This is a genomic window from Lutibacter sp. A80 (assembly GCF_022429645.1).
Taxonomy (GTDB): domain Bacteria; phylum Bacteroidota; class Bacteroidia; order Flavobacteriales; family Flavobacteriaceae; genus Lutibacter.
On record NZ_CP092480.1, the window covers coordinates 1127463 to 1146016 of the forward strand.

Here is an 18554-nt window from a genome sequence, read left to right on the forward strand (position 1 = left end):
GTTTACGAATGTAAAAAATACAATTGTATCAACCAAAGAGTTTAAACATTAAAAATGGACAATTTTAAAATAGAAACAGCACAAAATATTACTATCCAACAAAATGTTGCCCCCTTAAGCTCAAGAATTGGGGCTTTTATAATAGATATGCTAATTATTGGAGCCTATTATGCCTTAATTATCTATTTTACAAATGCATTAGGTTATTTAGATACTGAAAATATATATGTGCTATATGCATTGATAAGTTTACCCGTTTTTTTTTATAGCTTATTTTTTGAAACTCTAAATAATGGACAAACTCCTGGGAAATATTTTAAAAAAATTAGAGTTACAAAAATTGATGGTTCAAAACCAACTTTTGGTAGTTACTTAATACGGTGGATATTGAGATTAATAGATATTTCTCTTGCTTCTGGTTCAATTGCATTACTAACTATTTTATTAAATGGAAAAGGGCAAAGATTAGGAGATATTGCTGCCGGAACAACTGTTATTTCTGAAAAAAAGACAATTTCTATTAATAACACTTTAGCAGTTGATATTCCAGAAAATTATGTCCCAACATTTCCTCAAGTAACTATATTAACTGATAAAGACGTACAAACAATTAAAGAACTATATTTAAAAGCTAAAAAAAATAATAACCATAAAATGCTTTTAAAATTAAAACTCAAAATTATTGAAATTACAGGCATTAATTCTGAATTAAATACTATTGATTTTATTGATATTGTTCTTAAAGATTATAATTATTTCACACAACAAATGTAATGACACTATTTAATTTTTTAGATATTTTAGGAATTATTGCTTTTGCAATTTCTGGATCTTTGGTAGCAATGCGAAAAAAAATGGATCCTTTTGGTGTTTTTATAATAGCTTTTGCTACAGCTGTTGGTGGTGGAACCTTAAGAGATGTATTAATAGGTGCGCATCCTGTATTTTGGATGAAAAATACAGATGTAATTTTTTATATACTTGGCTCATTTATATTTGCCACTATATTTAGAAAAAACTTAAAATACATTAATAAATCACTTTTTTTATTTGATAGTATTGGACTTGGTATATTTACAATTATGGGAACTGAAATTGGTTTAAACGCTAATTTTCACCCAATAATTATAATTTCAATAGCTACAATGACTGGTTCTTTTGGCGGTGTAATTAGAGATATATTATGTAATGAAATACCTATAATATTTAGAAAAGAAATCTATGCTACAGCTTGTGTTTTAGGATCTGCAATATATTTAACATTGCATAATTTTGAAATTAATAGTGCTGTTATATATGTAACAACATCTATTTTAATTATAGCCATTAGATTAATAGCTCTTAGATTTAAGTTATCTTTACCAACTTTTTACGCAAAAGAATAACTATGAATTTTTTAATTTTAAAAAAACATATTAAACAGTTATCAAATGCTGAAACTGGCGGCTTAAAAGCACAATTTAAATTAGCTCCAGACATTAGAAAAGAATTTTCTGAAGAAAAAATTAAAGCTAGCAATCCCAGAAAAGCAGGTGTTTTAGCTATTTTTTATCCCGATACAAAAGGCGAATTACATATTTTATTAACACTTAGAGCTAGTTACAAAGGTGTACATTCTGCTCAAATTAGTTTCCCCGGAGGTAAATTAGACCCTAAAGATAGCTCATTACAACATACAGCATTAAGAGAGGCAAAAGAAGAAGTTGGAATTGCTGAAAAAGATATTACTATTTTTAAAAAAATGACCGAGGTGTACATTCCACCAAGTAATTTTATTGTAACACCTTTTTTAAGTTATTTAGATTATACACCAAAATTCACTAAAAATTATGAAGTTGAAGCTTTAATTGAAGTTAAACTCTCCGATTTACTTTCAGATTCTGCTGTAAGTTCTACAATATTATCAACCTCATACGCAAAAGAAATTAACGTACCTTGCTTTAAATTAAACAATTATATTGTTTGGGGAGCAACTGCAATGATGTTAAATGAAATCAAAGAATTAATAAAAATTATATCTTAATTTTTTTACTAAATTTGTAAGAACCAAAACCAACTAAATGCCTATTTTCAAAAGAAATCCTTTCGGTCATATTTTATTTTTAAAAAAATGGCTGATTCGCTTTTTTGGAATTGTTTCTCACGGAAGATACCGTAGATTTAACAATCTTCAAATTGAAGGTTCTGAAATTATAAGAGAACTTCCAGAAAAAAATGTTTTATTTGTTTCAAATCATCAAACTTACTTTGCTGATGTTGCCGCTATGTTTCATGTATTTAATGCTTCTTTAAAAGGAAGAAATAATTCTATAAAAAACATAGGTTATATTTGGCAACCCAAATTAAACATCTATTATATTGCTGCTTCAGAAACCATGAAATCTGGTCTTTTACCTAAAATTTTCGCCTATGTTGGTTCAATTTCTATTGAACGAACTTGGAGAAGTGCTGGAAAAGACGTTAACAGACAAGTAAAAATGTCTGATATTAGCAATATTAAAAAAGCTTTAGATGATGGTTGGGTAATAACATTTCCACAAGGAACCACTAAACCTTTTAAACCAATTAGAAGAGGTACTGGACATATTATAAAAACATATAAACCCGTTGTAATACCAATTGTAATAGATGGTTTTAGACGTTCTTTCGATAAAAAAGGTTTATTGATTAAAAAACGTAATATTTTACAGTCTATGGTTATTAAACCTCCAATGGAAATAGATTACGAAAATGAAACTGTTGATGAAATTGTTAAAAGAATAGAATTTGAAATAGAACAAGATCCTGCTATGCTAAAAGTAGTGCCTGTTGAAGAATATAAACGTCAAGAAGAAGCCCTTAATAAACAGCGAAAATTTTGGGATATTTTTTAAAACAAAAAAAGGTAGTAATTTAAATTACTACCTTTTTTTTATATACTTTGTTTCATCAATTTTAATTATAATTTATACCAAAATAAGCCCTCACAGAAACTTGTATTTCAAACTCAATACTTTAATTTATTTTAAACAACTCCCCTAGTTTAATAGTATTTATAACTATACCCCTTCTTTCTAAATTTATATAATTATTATTTTTATTAAAAAAATAAATTATATTAGCGAATTCTTAATAATCAATATTTATTTCTACACAACTAATTATATGAAGTCTAATGACTTTCAAATTCTTCAAAAACTTAAAAAAGGCAACCCAACAGCGTACAAACAATTATTTGATGAATACTATATACCTTTAAGTGTATATTCCCTAAAATATTGCGACTCATTTCATTTAGCAGAGGATATTGTACAAGATCTCTTTATAAAATTTTGGAATGAAAAAATATATCTTAGATTAGAAAATGAGATTAGTCCTTACTTATTTAAAGCAGTAAAAAACAATACCCTTAAAACAATTAAGAAAAACAATAAATATCAATTAGAGGAAATTGAAAGCCAAATTGAAAAATTAATTATTGATGAAACTGATATAGAACTTATTGAACAAGAAAGAAAAAAATTATATCAAGAAATTGATCAGTTACCAGAAAAAAGCAAAGAAGTTTTTAAAGCAATTGTACTCGATAATTTAAAGTACAAAGAAGTAGCTGAACAGTTAAATATCTCAGTAAACACAGTAAAAACACATTATTCTAGAGCCTTAAAACAACTTAGAAATTCTTTAGATATTATTATAATGTTATTATTAATTTAAAAAAAGTTCAAATTTTTGTCACCCATTTTTGATCTTTTGGTATATGTATAGTATAGAAGATTCATAAATGAACAAAATTAACACAAAAATTCTAACTCTTTTTAAAGCTTATACAGCAAAAGAAATTAATGAAAAACAATTTGTTGAGCTACAAAAATGGATTAATCAAAGTACAGAAAATAAACAATTATTTTCTAAGTACTTACTTTATTACAAAAGGTCTAGAAGAGTTACTTTTTACGATTCATTAAACAAAGAGTTAGCTTGGAGTAAAGTAATTTCTCAACTATCTCCCCCATTATTGCAACCAGTAAAAAAACAAGGTGTCACAAAAAAAACATATTGGAAATATGCAATTGCGGCATCAGTAATAACTATAATATCATTATCAATATTCTTAAATATTAAGTCAATAAATTCAACTCCAGTTATTGTAAACAATAAAATTGAGTCACGCTCAAATAAAGCAACATTAACTTTAGAAGATGGTTCTGAAATAACACTAGAAAAAGGTAAAACTTCTATTATTAAAAATGCAACAAGTAATGGAAAAGAAATTATCTATCAACCAATTGCAAATAAGCAAATCAGCTATAATTATTTAACCATTCCTAGAGGAGGAGAATATAAAATAATACTTCCAGATAGTACTATAGTATGGTTAAATTCAGAATCTCAATTAAAATATCCAATAAATTTTACAGAAGGAAAACCTCGCCAAGTAGAACTTGTTTACGGCGAAGCATATTTCGATGTATCACCAAGTACAGCGCATAATGGTTCAAAATTTAAAGTCTATAACAATGGACAAGAAGTAGAAGTATTAGGTACAGAATTTAACATAAAGACTTATAAAGACGAAACAAATATTTATACAACTTTAGTTGAAGGAAAAGTCAGTATAAAAACAGATAAACAAAATAGATTACTAGAACCAGGAGAACAATCTAATTTAGATATTATTTCTAATCATATTTCAATTAGCAAAGTTAATATTAGACAAGAAACTTCTTGGAAAGATGGGTTATACATTTTTAAAGGAAAATCATTAAAAGAAATAATGATTACATTGTCTCGCTGGTACAATATAGAAGTAATTTTTGAAGAAAAAAGTTTAGAAGATGCTAGGTTTACAGGTGCTTTAAACAAAAACCAAAACATTGTAGATATGCTAAACGATATTAAAAACTTTGGAGCAATTAATAATTTCGAAATAAATAATAAAACTATTACCCTTAAATAGGGCGGAATGCAGATAAAGATGTCGGATAACATTTTTAAATAACTAAAATAATAACCCAAAAAATATGAAATAAAGAGAATTAAAACATTATAAAAAGAAACAAAAAAAAAGAGAATGAAGTTCAAACATTTCGACGTGACTGAAACTTCATCCCTCTATGAGTATCAATTAAACTAACGTCTAACTAATACAAAAACAAATTTATGGAAATTAAATTAATTAAACCCCATTTTCTTTTTGGAAAAAGGGTACTAATGATGATTATGAGAATATTTATTTTCTTACTTTGCACAACAGTTTTCAGTTTAACTACTGAAAATGGACTTGCGCAAAAGAAAGTTACTCTAGATCACGACAAAACACTTACTGTTGATGAGGTATTTGAAATTATTGCAAATCAAACAGAATACAATTTTATTTACCCAGAAAACTTATTTAAAAATATTCCTAAAGTTAAACTTCAAAAAGGTATTATAAGTGTTGGAAGATTACTTCAAATTACGCTACCTAAAGGAAAGTATAATGCAATATTAGGTACCGATAATAGGATTACTATAAAAGAAAAAAATCAAAGTCAAAAAATAGAAGTTTTTGGAGTTGTCAAAGATAAAGATGGACTACTCTTACCTGGGGTTACGGTCTCAATTAAAGGTACAAACAAAGGGCTACCTACTGATTTTGAAGGTACATACCAAATTACTGTACCTGATGCTGCAAGTGTATTGGTCTTTTCTTATATAGGCTTTCAAACTCAAGAAATTATAGTTGGTGAACAAACCGAAATAAACATAATTTTACAAGAGGAAGTTAGTAGTTTAGAAGAAGTTGTTTTAGTTGGATATGGACGTACAAAAAAGAAGGATCTAACTGGATCAGTTGGAACCGTAAAAGCAGTTGAAATATCTCAAATAAAAACTCAAACCATAGACCAAGCTTTAGTAGGTAAAATTCCAGGAGTGTATATAAATGCAGTAAGTGGTGCCCCAGGCGCAGGTGCAATTGTTCATATTAGAGGTTTAAGTGCTTTACGTGGAGATAATCAACCTTTATATGTAGTAGATGGTGTTCCTATTATAGTAAATCCAATTTTTGAAGAAAATGGTATCGGACTTTTTGGAAACAGAGAAAACCCTTTATTAGCTATTAATCCAAATGACATTGAACGTGTAGATGTTTTAAAAGATGCTTCCGCAGCTGGTATTTACGGGTCTAGAGCAGCCAATGGTGTAGTTCTTATTACAACCAAAAGAGGTACAAGAAATCAAAAACCACAATTTACATTTTCATTAAATTCAACAATATCTAACCCTGTAAAAAAGTGGGATGTATTAAACGTTGATCAATATAAAACATTTGTAACTGAAGGTGCCCAAGCTAGAATTGCTGAAGGCTCTGGAAGTACAACAGATAATATAATTGTAAATACACCAAATCAATTTTTTGGTAATGCAAACACAGATTGGCAAGATGAAATTACCAATAATAATGCATTATGGAATGATTATAAATTTGGATTAAATGGTGGAACTGAAAATATAAATTATTTAGTTTCTGCAGGCGTTACGGATCAAGAAGGTATTATGATTGGTAGTCAATTAGACAGGTATAGCTTAAGTGCTAATATAGATGCAGATGTTACGGAACGTATTAAAACAGGAGTATCATTTAATTATAATTATTCGGTAAATAAAACTTCTGGTGTAACTGATTTAACGTCGGGATTCTTTCGACCAGATTTAGGAGTTTATGACGATAATGGACAGTACACTGGTACACCTGCATTAGGAGGTGTGTTTGGACCTGATGTAATTTCTAGAAACCCAGTAGGCGGTTCTGGTTTAGCAACAAATAAAATTATAGGGCAATACCTATTTGGTTCAGTTTATGGAGAAGTAAAGATTATAGATGGTTTAAAATTTAGGTCACAAATTAATATTTCAGTGAGTAATGATAAAGCTTCTAATTTCGACCCTTCCTTTTCTGATAATGCTATTTTTAACCTCTATAGTTCACCAGTTGCTGAAGCAACACTTGAGCAACAACGTACAGATGCTTTTGCAACAGTTTTTAGTAATACCTTAAATTATTCTAAGTCTTTTGGTGAACATAAAATAGACGCCATAATTGGAATGTCATGGGATCACAACAGAACAGATATTGAAGCACAAACTTATTCGGGTTTCCCAGATGACTTTATTTTGGTAGATCCACGTTCTGCTAATCGTATTTCAAGTTATGAAAGTGAATCTATAGAAGGTGGACTTAATTCATTATTTGGTCGTGTAAACTATAATTTTGAAGATCGTTACTTGGCTACATTAACTATTAGAAGAGATGGTTCTACTAAATTTGGAACAAATAACCAATATGGAACTTTTCCTTCAGGTGCATTAGCATGGAACATGCATAATGAAGATTTTTTTAATATTGATGCTATCAATCAATTAAAATTAAGAGCTTCTTTAGGACGTACAGGAAATGACAATTTAGCTTCATTTTCGTATTTAGCTTATATGTCATCATTAGCAAATAATTACTCTCTTTATGCTAATGTTAATGGAATTGCAATTACAGGCTTACCAAACCCTAACATTAGATGGGAGTCAACAGATCAACTTGACCTAGGTATAGAATTTGGAGCATTTAATAATCGATTGAATGGAGAAATCGTCTATTTTGAAAAAAATACCACAGGAATTATTTTATACACGCCATTACCATCTGAAACAGGTTTTGCTGCTTATAATGCAAATGTTGCCGATGTTAGCAATAAAGGTTGGGAAATAACCATAGGAGGCGATATTATACGCAATACGAATTTTAATTGGAATTCTTCATTTAATATTTCCTTCATCAAAGGAGTTGTAGATAATTTATATGATGGTTCAATAGCTTCAAGTGGAAGTTCTCCAAATATTTTAGAAGGGCAACCAATTGGTGTAATTTCTGGTTATGTTCAAGAAGGTATAGCACAAGATCAAGCACAAATTACAGCATTAAACGCTGGTGCTTCCGATGGAAGTTACTACTCTGGACTTACACAACCAGGAGATTATATTTATAAAGATATTAATGGAGATGGTGAAATAACAACCTTAGATAGAACTGTTCTTGGAGATATAAATCCTGATTATTTTGGAGGATGGAACAATTCATTTAGTTATAAAAATTTTGATGCTAGTATTAATGTTCAATTTGCACAAGGACATTCACGTCAAGTATCAAACTCATTACTTCCACAGCTAAGTAATTCAGACCCTTATTTAAATACAACTACCATTGTATATGATACTTGGACACCAGAAAATACTAACGCAACATATGGGAGACTTGGCGCGCCTGCTGAAACTCTTAGTTCAACATTCATTAGTGATGCATCTTATGTCCGATTGCGTTCAGCATCTGTAGGATATAATTTTGAAAATCAGTGGTTAACTGAAATGGGAATAGAAAGAGCCCGTTTAAATTTCTCTGGAAACAATTTATTAACGATTACAGATTACGCTGGATTAGATCCAGAATCAGTAAGTAACCCTCGAGGAGGTGAAACAACAAACCTTATTCAAGATGAAGGCTTTGCTTACCCGCTAGCTCAAACATTTACTTTAGGCCTAACTATTAGCTTTTAATCAATAATAAAATTAGAAAACATGAAAAATATAATATATCTATATAAAAGTCTTTTTTGCATTCTTTTATTGTTATTGACATCTTGTCAATTAACTGAAGACCTTGATGAATATGAACCATTATACTCATTACCAGGAGAAACCGCAATTTCTAACCAAACTTCGGCAGAATTAGCTCTTACTGGAATGTATGCCACTCTGCGTCAAACATCGTTAGGTGGGTTTCCACATTATACAATTGTTCCAAGCACACTTAGTGGTATAGATACTGGAGGGCTTTTTTCCTATGGAGTTGAAGATAAAGGATTTCAATCCAACAATCCAGATCCTACTGGTACAAAAACTAGAGCAATTTACACAAATTTATATACATTAATAAATAGAGCAAATTGGGTAATTGAAGGAACTGAAAAATTAGTATCAAGTGACTTTGTAAACCCAGATAGACAACTGGAAATAATTGGAGAGGCTAAGGCAATGAGAGCTACAGGCCATTTTTATTTATTGCGTTTGTACGGTCAATTTTATGATTTATCTTCTGAATACGGAGTAGTCTTAAATTTAGTTCCAGCAAAAGATGCTAATCCAAAACCAAGAAATACGGTTGCTGAAACTTATACTGCTATTTTAGATGATTTAGAAGATGCAATTGTAGAAGCACCAAATGTAACAAACAAATACTACGCAAGTAGTGTATATGCAAAAGGTTTAAAAGCTAAAGTATTACTCTATAAAGGTGATTATTCTCAAGCAGCTCTAGTAGCAGAGGATGTGATAAATAATTCTGGTTCTAATTTTGGATTGATGACTACTTTCGGTGAGTTATTTCAACATGAAGGTGCTAATGACTATTTAAACACTGTTGAATCATTATTTAACACCTATTCCGATTTGGATGAAGGTATTGGAAGTGGGAATTTTTGGGATGGAATTTTCGCCAATACTTCAGATGCTTTTTATGAACTAGGAGAAAATGGTACAATGACTATTAATGGTCAGGTTATTAAGCATGATGCCACAAGAATTCCATATATGCAATTAGGAACACCTTTTAGTTCTAGTTTTAATGGAAACTTTAAATATAAGCAACGCCAAGGAATAAACTTATATGAAACTCATTATCATTTACGTATGGCTGAAATTTATTTAATTTATGCAGAAGCCGAAGCTCGCAGAAATACTGTAGTTACAACAGAAGCTTTAAATGCTCTAAATGCAATTAGACTAAGAGCTGGAGCTACAACAACAGGCGCAGATGGATTTGAAACATACCCGATAAGCATCAGTTATCCTGAATTTTTAGAAGCAGTACGTATTGAAAAATTAATGGAATTAGCCACTGAAATGGGAGAAGATTTTTATGATATGGTACGTTATGAAATATTAGCAACTCCAACACCTAGCGGTGAAAGTTTTAAAGCTTCCATGGTTAATGCAACTGCAACAAATCAAGATAAATTTATTATACCAATTCCTGAAACGTCTATTATTGCAGGACAAGGAGTTGTAAAACAAAATCCATCTTATTAATAATACAAAATCGTAACATTAATTAGCTTGTATCTTTTATAACAATCACCTTTAAATTTAAAATATAATATTTATGTAGAGAATTTGCTTTTAAGTAAATACATTTATAAAAAATATCGTTTTTTTAAAATAAATTAAACAAAGGTGATTGTATAAAAGACTATTCAAATGGAATAAAACTACCATCAATACATATTTTACAAAGTAAATTTTGATACAAAGCTCTAAGAAATATGGTAAATTTTAAAAATTAGAAATCATGAAAATAATTAAATTTTTAATTGCAGTTCTAATCGTTGTTAGCTGTGAAACTAAAAAAGAACCACTAAAAGATGGTACCTATAGTATAAAAGGGGTTGTATCTAATATGGAAAATGGGACACTATTTTTAACAAGCTCAAAAAATAATACTCATTTAGTTGATACTATTTTTGTTACCAACGGAACATTTAATTACGAAGGGACTATAGATGGACCTGTACAAGTTATTTTAATTTCTAAAGATAAAAATGATTATTCTATGGAGTCTATGGCTAGATTGTTTGTAGAACCTGAAAGGATGGAATTAAAATTAGATGTAAACAATATTACTTCAGCAAAACTATTAGGATCTAAAGCACAAGTAGAGGCTGATAAACTGAGTGATTTAAAAGCTGTAGTAGATGAAAAATTTAAGTCTGAATTAGATGCTTTTAATGCCAATAGAAAAATGATGAGTTCTGCTATTACCGATGAAGATAAAAAAAAATATAAATGGAAAGACGATGAATTAAGAACTAAATTAGAACCCTATTTTTTAGAAAGAGATGCTGTTGTAAAACAATTTGTAATAGATAACCCTAGCTCTTATACAAGTTTTCAAAATATAATATTTATTATTGATGATTTTGAGCAAAAAGATGCAAGAGCAATTTTTAATAAATTTCCAGAGGAATATAAAAACGATCCTATTGCAGAACGGATAGACAAAAAGATTACTGATATGAATAAAGGTATTCCAGGTGTTATGGCTGGAGACTTTAATACAATTGATATTAATGGCAAACCAATTGCTTTAGCCGACTTTAAAGGTTAGTATTTATTAATTGACTTTTGGGCTTCTTGGTGTGTACCTTGTAGAAAAGGAAATCCTCATCTATTAGACATTTATGCAAAATATAAATCAAAAGGTTTAGAAATTCTGGGAGTTTCTGATGATGATAGAAATCCAAATGCTTGGAGAAAAGCTGTAAAAGATGACGAAATTGGAGTTTGGAGACATGTACTTCGAGGTATAAAAGTTGATCGATCAAATGGCATGTATAAAGTATTAGATGATGGCGTTAGTAGAGATTATAATATATCTTCATTACCAACAAAAATTTTAGTTGGACCCGACGGAATTATTATTGGACGTTACAATGGCGGTAAAGATGATGATGACAAAATGGATAAAAAGTTGATAGAAATCTTTGAAAATAACACTGCGTTATAAACTGTAAAAATTTATATGAAATAACACAAGAAGTTATAAGCTAATTACTGCTATTCTACCCTTCAAATAATAACCTCAACAAAAAAAGGTAGTAATTTAAATTACTACCTTTTTTTGTCTATTTTGTTTCTATTTTAAAACAACATAGGTTAAAACATTAATTCAACCATGCATTTAACATCCAAATAGTTTTTTCTTGTTCAGCAATAAAATCACTCATCATAGAATTTGTTCCCTCATCATCTGCTTCATCAGATTCACCTAAAATACTTCTTTCAATTTTCAATAATTCTGTTAAAGAATTAACTACTAATTTTACAGACTCTTCATCATTAGTTACATCTTTTCCAACAGGAACTTTAGCTAAACTTACATAATCACTAAAAGTATGTAGCGGAGTTCCTCCTAAAGTTAAAATTCTTTCAGCAATCAAATCTATTTTTTCTTGAGAATCTGTATAAAGTTCCTCAAATTTTACATGTAATACAAAAAAAGATTTCCCCTTAATGTTCCAATGCAATCCTCTTAAGTTTTGGTAGTATATTTGAAAATTCGCTAATAATTCGTTTAAACTTACAGCTAAGTTGTCTGTTTCTTGTTTATTTAATCCAATACTTGTTGTACTCATATTATCTATTTTTTATATTATTTTATTTCTACATCAAATTTAAGTAAAAAAAGACGTATTTTATCATAATCATTATCAATACTTTTAATATCTTTATCGTAAAAATTTATACAATGACAATTACTCAATTAAAATATGTTTTAGCCGTAGCCGAACATCAAAACTTTACAATTGCATCAGAGCATTGTTTTGTAACTCAGCCAACATTAAGTATGCAAATTCAAAAACTTGAAGAGGCTTTAGAGACTAAAATTTTTAATAGAAATAAAAAACCAATTCAATTAACAGAGATTGGTAAAAAAATTGTTGAACAAGCTAAAATTATTGTTGATGAAAGTAATAGAATAAACGACATTGTAGATCAACAAAAAGGATATATTGGAGGTGATTTTAAATTAGGAATTATTCCTACAATAATGCCAACATTATTACCTATATTTTTAAAATCATTTATAAAAAAATATCCAAAAATAAATTTAAAAATTGAAGAATTAACAACGGAAGAAATTATTAAAAAACTAAGTGAAGGCCATATTGATGTTGCTATTGCAGCTACTCCGCTTGAAAATGAAAACATTAAAGAACGTGTTTTATACTACGAGCCTTTTGTTGGTTTTGTTCCTCCTGAACATCGTTTACATGCGGTAGAAACTTTAGATGTTGAAAATTTAAACATTGACGATATATTATTACTTGAAGACGGACATTGCTTTAAAGAAAATATTTTAAATTTATGCAGTGCCATAGGTAAAAAAAACCAGAACTTTCAATTGCAAAGCGGTAGTTTTAATACACTTATAAAACTAACAAAAGAAGGCTTAGGTATGACACTTTTACCTTATTTACAAACCTTAGATTTAAACAATGACGATAAAAAGTATTTAAAAGAGTTTAAAGCTCCTGCTCCAGCTCGTGAAGTAAGTATTATCTATCATAAATCTCATTTAAAGGTGCATTTAATAGAAGCTTTAAAAAATTTAATAGATGGATTAATTAGAGGTGTAATTACCTTTAATGATGTGAAAATTATTAGCCCTATACAACAAAAAAAAGGAGCTTAAAAGCTCCTCTTTTTGGTTTCTATTAGATTTAGACACTTATGAAGGTCTGGTTTATTTTGAGTGAACTCTTGTAGCCAAAAATACAACTCTTTAACCTCATAAGGTAACAATCTTGTTACTGCCTTTTCTAATTCTTTGTTAAATAATTCAAAATTAAAGCTAACTTTTTCGAGTACTGTTTTTGTGTACTCAAACATTGCTCTTGCCATAAATTAAAATTTTTTAGTTGGTAAATAAAGAACGTATTAATACTATTAATTATTTCATAAATTTACCAAAAATAAACTAGAATAATGACATTTGAAAAGGTAAAAAATTGTTAAAAAAAATTATAATTTATTAATTTTTTCAATCAATTTACCTGCAGTTTCTTCTAACTCTTTGTTCACTGATTTAAAATGTGCTTTGTAATTTTCTACATTTTTTGCATTTAACTTCTCTATTAAAGAATCAAATGCTTCAATAGCCTCATCTATAATTGCTTCAGCTCCTTTTTTATCTGCTTTCGAATTTAAAATTTCCCAAGTATAACACTCCTCTATTATATCCCCTAAAACGTAATTAATATCTTTTTTTAAATTTTTTATACTAGCCATAATTTTTATATTAGTTTGTAAATGCAAATTTACATTAAAAGCAGCATTTAACTTTAATTTTAGAATAAATTTCTTTGATAAACAAAATAATTTTATATTTTTGAATATAATTATGAAATTAGTCGCCAAAACATATCAATTATTTTCCAATATTATGGAAACCAAATCGATTTTAACATCGATTTGTTCTGTTTTTGTTATGCGTAATTCTAAACAACAACTTGTTTACATTTCCAAAAGGCACTATTATTAAATTTAAATAAATTAAATAACAATATTATAAAAGGTGCTTTTTTTAAAAAGCATCTTTTTTTTTATCCAAAAATTAATCATTAAAACAAAAATTATGAAACAAATTACAAATTATCAACAGGCCTACTCCATTATTTGCATGCTCTTAAAAAAGATGAATAGCAAAACAACTCTTAAATTAATTCCCATACATTATAATTAAATCTTAAATTTCAATTTTTATGAAAACTTCTACAAACAACACTATAAATAACTCTAATATATTTACTGTAACTACAAAAGACATTAATAAAAATAACGCCTTATTACCTGCTGTACTTTATAATAAAATGGAAACATTTGTAAAAGAAAAAATAACTAAAAAAGCAGATATAGTACACCCTATTCCTCGATTATACAAATTACAAATTTTAAAAAACGCGTATCTAAAAGATCAATTAGTTTTAAATTCTCAAATAAAACATTTAAGCGAATACGAATTACATTTAGCGGTTACTGTAAGTATAAACAATAGCCCACAAGAAGATATTATTTGTAAATCTATATTTAAACTACCCTTAAAAAAACATATCTCAAAAGCTTCATAACAGCTAAAATTATATTTATTGGCTGTATAAAAATGTAAAATTTTAATTTGCTGAAAAAAGTTTTTTAAAAGTAATTTTACATTTCTACAGCCAATAATTAGCTTATATTACTTAAGTTTTCAACAAATTGTATTTAAAATAATTGAATTAAGTAGTTTTGCCAAATGAAAAATTTTATTACAAATTTACCAAAGGCAGAATTACACTTACATATTGAGGGTACTTTCGAACCCGATTTAATGTTTAAAATAGCTAAAAGAAATAACATTACAATTCCTTATAATTCCATTGAAGAAATTAAAGAAGCTTATAACTTTAATTGCTTACAAGATTTTTTGAATATTTATTATGAAGGTGCAGGTGTTTTAACAACAATACAAGATTTTTACGACCTAACTTACAGTTATTTAAAAAGTTGTGCCGAACAAAATGTACGTCATACAGAAATTATGTTCGACCCACAAACACATACAGATAGAGGTGTTTTATTTGAAACTGTTATTACCGGTATTTCAAAAGCTTGTGAAGATGCTAAAGAAAATTTAGGTATTTCATCATTATTAATAATGAGTTATTTACGACACTTGTCTGAAAAAGAAGCCTTTAAAACATTAGAACAATCTCTTCCCTTTAAAAACAAAATTACAGCTGTTGGTTTAGACTCTTCAGAAAAAGGAAATCCACCTTCAAAATTTAAAAATGTTTTTGAAGCTTCTATTAAAGAAGGTTATATTCCTGTTGCACATGCTGGCGAAGAGGGAAACTCTGATTATGTGTGGGAAGCTCTAGACATTATAAAAATTAAACGTATAGACCACGGAAATAATGCGCTACAAGACCAAAAATTAATAGACGAAATTATTGCTAAAGACCTGGCTTTAACAGTTTGCCCTCTTTCAAATACGGCATTAAAAGTAGTAACTGATCTAAAAAAACACCCTTTAAAACAAATGTTAGATTTAGGCTTAAAAGTTACTATTAATTCTGATGACCCAGCATACTTTGGAGGTAATATAAATAAGAATTATTTTGAAATACAAGCGGCTTTAAATTTAACAAAACACCAAATTTATCAACTAGCAAAAAACTCATTTCAATATTCTTTTTTAAATGATGACTTAAAACAACAATATTTAAATGAATTAGAAGTTTACTATTTAAATAACAACTAATTTTGTCCCCCAAAAAAACAAATTAATTAATAATGAAAAAAAGATTACTAGTAACGTTTATTTTAGTACTTATTACTATTACTTCATATAGTCAAACTACTAAACAATTTATTGATTCTGGATCTGTAGATGAGCAATTTGAAAATTTAATTAAAAATTCTAATAAATATCAAGATTATAAAGTTGTAAAGTTAAATTGGTTGTTAAAACTAAAATCTAACATAAACGACTCTATTTTAGCTTCAAAACAAGATATTTTAAGAGCTTCTAATACTATAAATAAACAAAAGAAAACAATAGATAGTTTAAACACTAGTTTTAGCACAACAAAAAATGAAATTACTAAATTAAAAACTCAAATAACTTCAATTTCTTTTTTGGGTATCGATTTTGAAAAAGGCTTATTTAAAACGGTAATATTATCTATAATTGGTGGATTGATTTTACTTCTTTTGTTCTTTATTACTAAATTTAAACAAAGTATTAGCATTACAAAACTTACTAAAAATAATTTAAAAGAACTTGAAGAAGAATTTGAAGAACACAGAAAAAGAGCTTTAGAACGTGAACAAAAAGTAATGAGAAGATTACAAGATGAATTAAATAAACATAAAAAAGACTAATCTAATTTAGATTTTTGTAAAATTTATTTTAACTTGTAGTGTTAATTAACACTTAAGACTATGAAAAAAAATATAGGAAGTTCTGATAAATTAGTTCGAATTTTAATTGCCTTAGCTATCATTATTTTATACTACACTAATATAATAACAGGTATGCTAGCAATAGTTCTTATGGGAGTTGGCATTGTATTATTGCTAACTGTATTGTTTAATTTTTGTCCTTTATACAGTATTTTTGGCATTAAAACTTGTAAAGCTCCCCAAAAAAAATAAAGCTATTTTATTCACCACAATAAGTAACAAAATTTCTTGGCGTTTCATACAGCGTAATAGATAGCTCTAAGTTATCGTCTATTTTAGCACGTAATTTATTCCAAATTACTACTGAAATATTTTCAGCAGTTGGGTTTAATGTTTTAAACTCTTCAACTTCTTCATTTAAATTTTTATGATCAAATTGTTCTTCAATTTCAGTTTCAATTAACTTTTTCAGCACTTTCATATCCATAACAAATCCCGTTTCTGGATGTATTTCACCTTTTACAGATACAATTAAATCATAATTATGTCCGTGGTAGTTTGGATTGGCGCATTTACCAAAAACCATGGCATTTCTTGCATCAGTCCATTCTGCATTATACAATCTATGGGCTGCATTAAAATGTGCTTTTCTATTAACTGTTACTTTCATTTACTTATTCTTTACTAACTTTTTATAGGTTCTTTCATTCATAAACCAAGAAATTAAACCAAAACTTAAACCTCCAAGAGCTGAACTTACTAGTTGCTTCAATAAATTTTGAATTGTAAAAAAATTTGATGGAAGTTTATCTAAAAAATAATCACTTCCATTTCTAAAAATTAGTATTAAAACCATAAAAAAACCACCGTAAACAGCAATATACTTCCATTTACCCATTTTTTGTTTTTTCTCCCAATTTTTTAGTACTCTTAAATCTCTTTCATTCATATTTAAAGTTCTAGAAACTCGTAAAATTTTTCAAAAATAATTTTAAACCATTCTGTATAAATTTCAGGTTTTAATGCAATATCCTCTTTAACTTCTTCTAAAGTCATCCATTTAAAACTCTCAACCTCTTCCCTATTTATTAGTGGGTTTTCCGAATAACTTCCAACCATAATATGATCTAACTCATGTTCCGTTAAACCATTATCAAACGGAGCTTTATATATAAATGAAGTTTTTTCTTCCAACTCACATACAAACCCCATTTCTTCTTGTAAACGTCTTTTTCCTGCTTCAATATTGCTTTCTCCATCTCGTTGGTGACTACAACAGGTATTTGTCCATAATAAAGGTGAATGGTATTTATCAGCAGCGCGTTGTTGCAACATTAATTGGTTTTTATCATTAAATACAAATACCGAAAATGCTCTATGCAAAAGTGCTTTTTCATGAGCTTCCATTTTTGGCATTAAACCAATTTGTTCATCTTTTTCATTCACTAAAATTACTTGTTCTTCTCTCATATTTATTTGAATTACCACAAATTTACAAAAGAAAGCGCATACGTAGTAAAATCTAAAGTCAAAAGTTGTTAAAACTTATAGAAAATAGTATTTAAAACATTAGACTTTTAAACTTTATAACTTTTAAACTATTAAGCTTATATTTGCACCTCAAAATTTTATAAATGTTAATACAATTTTTGTGTGGGTAATTATTTAAGAAGAATTTTATCCTTTTAACATCAAAGCAATTACTGTGCTCTTGCACCCTAAAATAACCACTCGGACTAGGGTTCATACTAGCAACTAGCATAAAACTACTTGGGTACGTTACTGTAAATCGTGCACTAAAAATAGTAACTTCCCTATCTTCTAAAGGTTGCCACATTACTTCTAAAACGGTACGTTTAAATTCAGGTAACTCATCTAAAAACAACACACCACTGTGCGATAATGAAATTTCACCTAGCTGCGGATATTGGCCTCCACCAACAAGTGCAACATCTTTTGCTGTAGTATAATAGGTGGAGGTATATAGAATAAGTAGGATTGGTACTTAGCAGAAAGGGAAGATTAGCTTAATGAATATTTAA

21 protein-coding genes and 1 pseudogene are annotated in these 18554 nt (G+C 28.3%); 15 read left to right on the forward strand and 7 right to left on the reverse strand.

Annotation, left to right across the window (positions count from 1 at the left end):
- Positions 1-54 precede the first annotated feature (54 nt).
- From MHL31_RS05085 to MHL31_RS05130, 10 genes are all read left to right on the forward strand, one after another.
- On the forward strand, positions 55-774 hold the full coding sequence (locus tag MHL31_RS05085) for an RDD family protein (RefSeq protein ID WP_240227997.1): 720 nt from the start codon (positions 55-57) through the stop codon (positions 772-774).
- The gene (locus tag MHL31_RS05090) at positions 774-1385 is read left to right on the forward strand and encodes a trimeric intracellular cation channel family protein (protein WP_240227998.1); all 612 of its coding nucleotides are present in this window, start codon (positions 774-776) and stop codon (positions 1383-1385) included. The genes MHL31_RS05085 and MHL31_RS05090 overlap by 1 nt, the downstream gene beginning before the upstream one ends.
- A 2-nt stretch (positions 1386-1387) precedes the next feature.
- Entirely contained in the window at positions 1388-2023 is a 636-nt protein-coding gene (locus tag MHL31_RS05095) for a CoA pyrophosphatase (protein WP_240227999.1), read from the forward strand.
- A 37-nt stretch (positions 2024-2060) separates the two neighbouring features.
- Positions 2061-2873 carry a 1-acyl-sn-glycerol-3-phosphate acyltransferase gene (locus MHL31_RS05100; RefSeq protein WP_240228000.1) on the forward strand — a complete coding sequence of 271 codons (813 nt, stop codon included), beginning with the start codon at positions 2061-2063 and terminating at the stop codon, positions 2871-2873.
- 271 nt (positions 2874-3144) lie between these two features.
- Complete coding sequence (locus MHL31_RS05105; protein WP_240228001.1) at positions 3145-3696, forward strand: RNA polymerase sigma factor; 552 nt, start codon at positions 3145-3147, stop codon at positions 3694-3696.
- 67 nt (positions 3697-3763) lie between these two features.
- Entirely contained in the window at positions 3764-4939 is a 1176-nt protein-coding gene (locus MHL31_RS05110; RefSeq protein WP_240228002.1) for a FecR family protein, read from the forward strand.
- A gap of 203 nt (positions 4940-5142) precedes the next feature.
- Entirely contained in the window at positions 5143-8568 is a 3426-nt protein-coding gene (locus tag MHL31_RS05115) for a TonB-dependent receptor (protein WP_240228003.1), read from the forward strand.
- A gap of 21 nt (positions 8569-8589) precedes the next feature.
- Positions 8590-10098 carry a RagB/SusD family nutrient uptake outer membrane protein gene (locus MHL31_RS05120; protein ID WP_240228004.1) on the forward strand — a complete coding sequence of 503 codons (1509 nt, stop codon included), beginning with the start codon at positions 8590-8592 and terminating at the stop codon, positions 10096-10098.
- 259 nt (positions 10099-10357) lie between these two features.
- Complete coding sequence (locus tag MHL31_RS05125; protein ID WP_240228005.1) at positions 10358-11173, forward strand: DUF4369 domain-containing protein; 816 nt, start codon at positions 10358-10360, stop codon at positions 11171-11173.
- Between the two features lie 9 nt (positions 11174-11182).
- Positions 11183-11572, forward strand: a complete 390-nt coding sequence (locus MHL31_RS05130) for a TlpA disulfide reductase family protein (RefSeq protein WP_240228856.1) — start codon at positions 11183-11185, stop codon at positions 11570-11572.
- A gap of 157 nt (positions 11573-11729) precedes the next feature.
- On the opposite strand, the gene MHL31_RS05135 is transcribed toward MHL31_RS05130, so the two are convergent.
- Positions 11730-12200, reverse strand: a complete 471-nt coding sequence (locus tag MHL31_RS05135; protein WP_240228006.1) for a Dps family protein — start codon at positions 12198-12200, stop codon at positions 11730-11732.
- A gap of 113 nt (positions 12201-12313) precedes the next feature.
- Between MHL31_RS05135 and MHL31_RS05140 the strand changes: the two genes are divergently transcribed.
- Positions 12314-13261 carry a hydrogen peroxide-inducible genes activator gene (locus MHL31_RS05140; protein ID WP_240228007.1) on the forward strand — a complete coding sequence of 316 codons (948 nt, stop codon included), beginning with the start codon at positions 12314-12316 and terminating at the stop codon, positions 13259-13261.
- Here MHL31_RS05140 and MHL31_RS05145 read toward each other — a convergent pair.
- Together MHL31_RS05145 and MHL31_RS05150 are read right to left on the reverse strand one after the other, a co-directional pair.
- Positions 13258-13470 carry a hypothetical protein gene (locus MHL31_RS05145; protein WP_240228008.1) on the reverse strand — a complete coding sequence of 71 codons (213 nt, stop codon included), beginning with the start codon at positions 13468-13470 and terminating at the stop codon, positions 13258-13260. The two genes, MHL31_RS05140 and MHL31_RS05145, sit on opposite strands and share 4 nt — an antisense overlap.
- A 120-nt stretch (positions 13471-13590) precedes the next feature.
- The gene (locus MHL31_RS05150; protein ID WP_240228009.1) at positions 13591-13857 is read right to left on the reverse strand and encodes a hypothetical protein; all 267 of its coding nucleotides are present in this window, start codon (positions 13855-13857) and stop codon (positions 13591-13593) included.
- Positions 13858-14330: 473 nt separating this feature from the next.
- Between MHL31_RS05150 and MHL31_RS05155 the strand changes: the two genes are divergently transcribed.
- The 4 genes from MHL31_RS05155 to MHL31_RS05170 all read left to right on the forward strand — a co-directional run bounded on the left by MHL31_RS05155 (position 14331) and on the right by MHL31_RS05170 (position 16764).
- Positions 14331-14696: a hypothetical protein gene (locus tag MHL31_RS05155; protein WP_240228010.1), complete on the forward strand. Its 366-nt coding sequence runs from the start codon at positions 14331-14333 to the stop codon at positions 14694-14696.
- A gap of 164 nt (positions 14697-14860) precedes the next feature.
- The gene (locus tag MHL31_RS05160; protein ID WP_240228011.1) at positions 14861-15868 is read left to right on the forward strand and encodes an adenosine deaminase; all 1008 of its coding nucleotides are present in this window, start codon (positions 14861-14863) and stop codon (positions 15866-15868) included.
- 32 nt (positions 15869-15900) lie between these two features.
- Positions 15901-16491 carry a hypothetical protein gene (locus MHL31_RS05165; protein WP_240228012.1) on the forward strand — a complete coding sequence of 197 codons (591 nt, stop codon included), beginning with the start codon at positions 15901-15903 and terminating at the stop codon, positions 16489-16491.
- A gap of 60 nt (positions 16492-16551) precedes the next feature.
- A complete protein-coding gene (locus tag MHL31_RS05170) occupies positions 16552-16764 on the forward strand; it encodes a DUF2892 domain-containing protein (RefSeq protein ID WP_240228013.1) in 213 nt (70 codons plus the stop codon).
- Between the two features lie 7 nt (positions 16765-16771).
- Here the strand turns inward: MHL31_RS05170 and MHL31_RS05175 are convergent, their stop codons facing one another.
- The 4 genes and pseudogenes from MHL31_RS05175 to MHL31_RS16250 form a co-directional block, all read right to left on the reverse strand.
- Positions 16772-17182, reverse strand: a complete 411-nt coding sequence (locus tag MHL31_RS05175) for a 6-carboxytetrahydropterin synthase (RefSeq protein ID WP_240228014.1) — start codon at positions 17180-17182, stop codon at positions 16772-16774.
- Positions 17183-17461: a hypothetical protein gene (locus MHL31_RS05180; protein ID WP_240228015.1), complete on the reverse strand. Its 279-nt coding sequence runs from the start codon at positions 17459-17461 to the stop codon at positions 17183-17185.
- Between the two features lie 2 nt (positions 17462-17463).
- Positions 17464-17982: an isopentenyl-diphosphate Delta-isomerase gene (idi, locus tag MHL31_RS05185; protein WP_240228016.1), complete on the reverse strand. Its 519-nt coding sequence runs from the start codon at positions 17980-17982 to the stop codon at positions 17464-17466.
- Between the two features lie 193 nt (positions 17983-18175).
- Positions 18176-18475 (reverse strand): annotated as a pseudogene (locus MHL31_RS16250) (ATP-binding protein); the annotation flags it as partial.
- Positions 18476-18554: the final 79 nt, after the last annotated feature.

Bases quoted from the DNA above. Each gene is read 5' to 3' on its own strand.
- MHL31_RS05085 (WP_240227997.1), top strand. From the start codon at position 55: ATGGACAATTTTAAAATAGAAACAGCACAAAATATTACTATCCAACAA.
- MHL31_RS05090 (WP_240227998.1), top strand. From the start codon at position 774: ATGACACTATTTAATTTTTTAGATATTTTAGGAATTATTGCTTTTGCA.
- MHL31_RS05095 (WP_240227999.1), top strand. From the start codon at position 1,388: ATGAATTTTTTAATTTTAAAAAAACATATTAAACAGTTATCAAATGCT.
- MHL31_RS05100 (WP_240228000.1), top strand. From the start codon at position 2,061: ATGCCTATTTTCAAAAGAAATCCTTTCGGTCATATTTTATTTTTAAAA.
- MHL31_RS05105 (WP_240228001.1), top strand. From the start codon at position 3,145: ATGAAGTCTAATGACTTTCAAATTCTTCAAAAACTTAAAAAAGGCAAC.
- MHL31_RS05110 (WP_240228002.1), top strand. From the start codon at position 3,764: ATGAACAAAATTAACACAAAAATTCTAACTCTTTTTAAAGCTTATACA.
- MHL31_RS05115 (WP_240228003.1), top strand. From the start codon at position 5,143: ATGGAAATTAAATTAATTAAACCCCATTTTCTTTTTGGAAAAAGGGTA.
- MHL31_RS05120 (WP_240228004.1), top strand. From the start codon at position 8,590: ATGAAAAATATAATATATCTATATAAAAGTCTTTTTTGCATTCTTTTA.
- MHL31_RS05125 (WP_240228005.1), top strand. From the start codon at position 10,358: ATGAAAATAATTAAATTTTTAATTGCAGTTCTAATCGTTGTTAGCTGT.
- MHL31_RS05135 (WP_240228006.1), bottom strand. From the start codon at position 12,200: ATGAGTACAACAAGTATTGGATTAAATAAACAAGAAACAGACAACTTA.
- MHL31_RS05140 (WP_240228007.1), top strand. From the start codon at position 12,314: ATGACAATTACTCAATTAAAATATGTTTTAGCCGTAGCCGAACATCAA.
- MHL31_RS05145 (WP_240228008.1), bottom strand. From the start codon at position 13,470: ATGGCAAGAGCAATGTTTGAGTACACAAAAACAGTACTCGAAAAAGTT.
- MHL31_RS05150 (WP_240228009.1), bottom strand. From the start codon at position 13,857: ATGGCTAGTATAAAAAATTTAAAAAAAGATATTAATTACGTTTTAGGG.
- MHL31_RS05155 (WP_240228010.1), top strand. From the start codon at position 14,331: ATGAAAACTTCTACAAACAACACTATAAATAACTCTAATATATTTACT.
- MHL31_RS05160 (WP_240228011.1), top strand. From the start codon at position 14,861: ATGAAAAATTTTATTACAAATTTACCAAAGGCAGAATTACACTTACAT.
- MHL31_RS05165 (WP_240228012.1), top strand. From the start codon at position 15,901: ATGAAAAAAAGATTACTAGTAACGTTTATTTTAGTACTTATTACTATT.
- MHL31_RS05170 (WP_240228013.1), top strand. From the start codon at position 16,552: ATGAAAAAAAATATAGGAAGTTCTGATAAATTAGTTCGAATTTTAATT.
- MHL31_RS05175 (WP_240228014.1), bottom strand. From the start codon at position 17,182: ATGAAAGTAACAGTTAATAGAAAAGCACATTTTAATGCAGCCCATAGA.
- MHL31_RS05180 (WP_240228015.1), bottom strand. From the start codon at position 17,461: ATGAATGAAAGAGATTTAAGAGTACTAAAAAATTGGGAGAAAAAACAA.
- idi (WP_240228016.1), bottom strand. From the start codon at position 17,982: ATGAGAGAAGAACAAGTAATTTTAGTGAATGAAAAAGATGAACAAATT.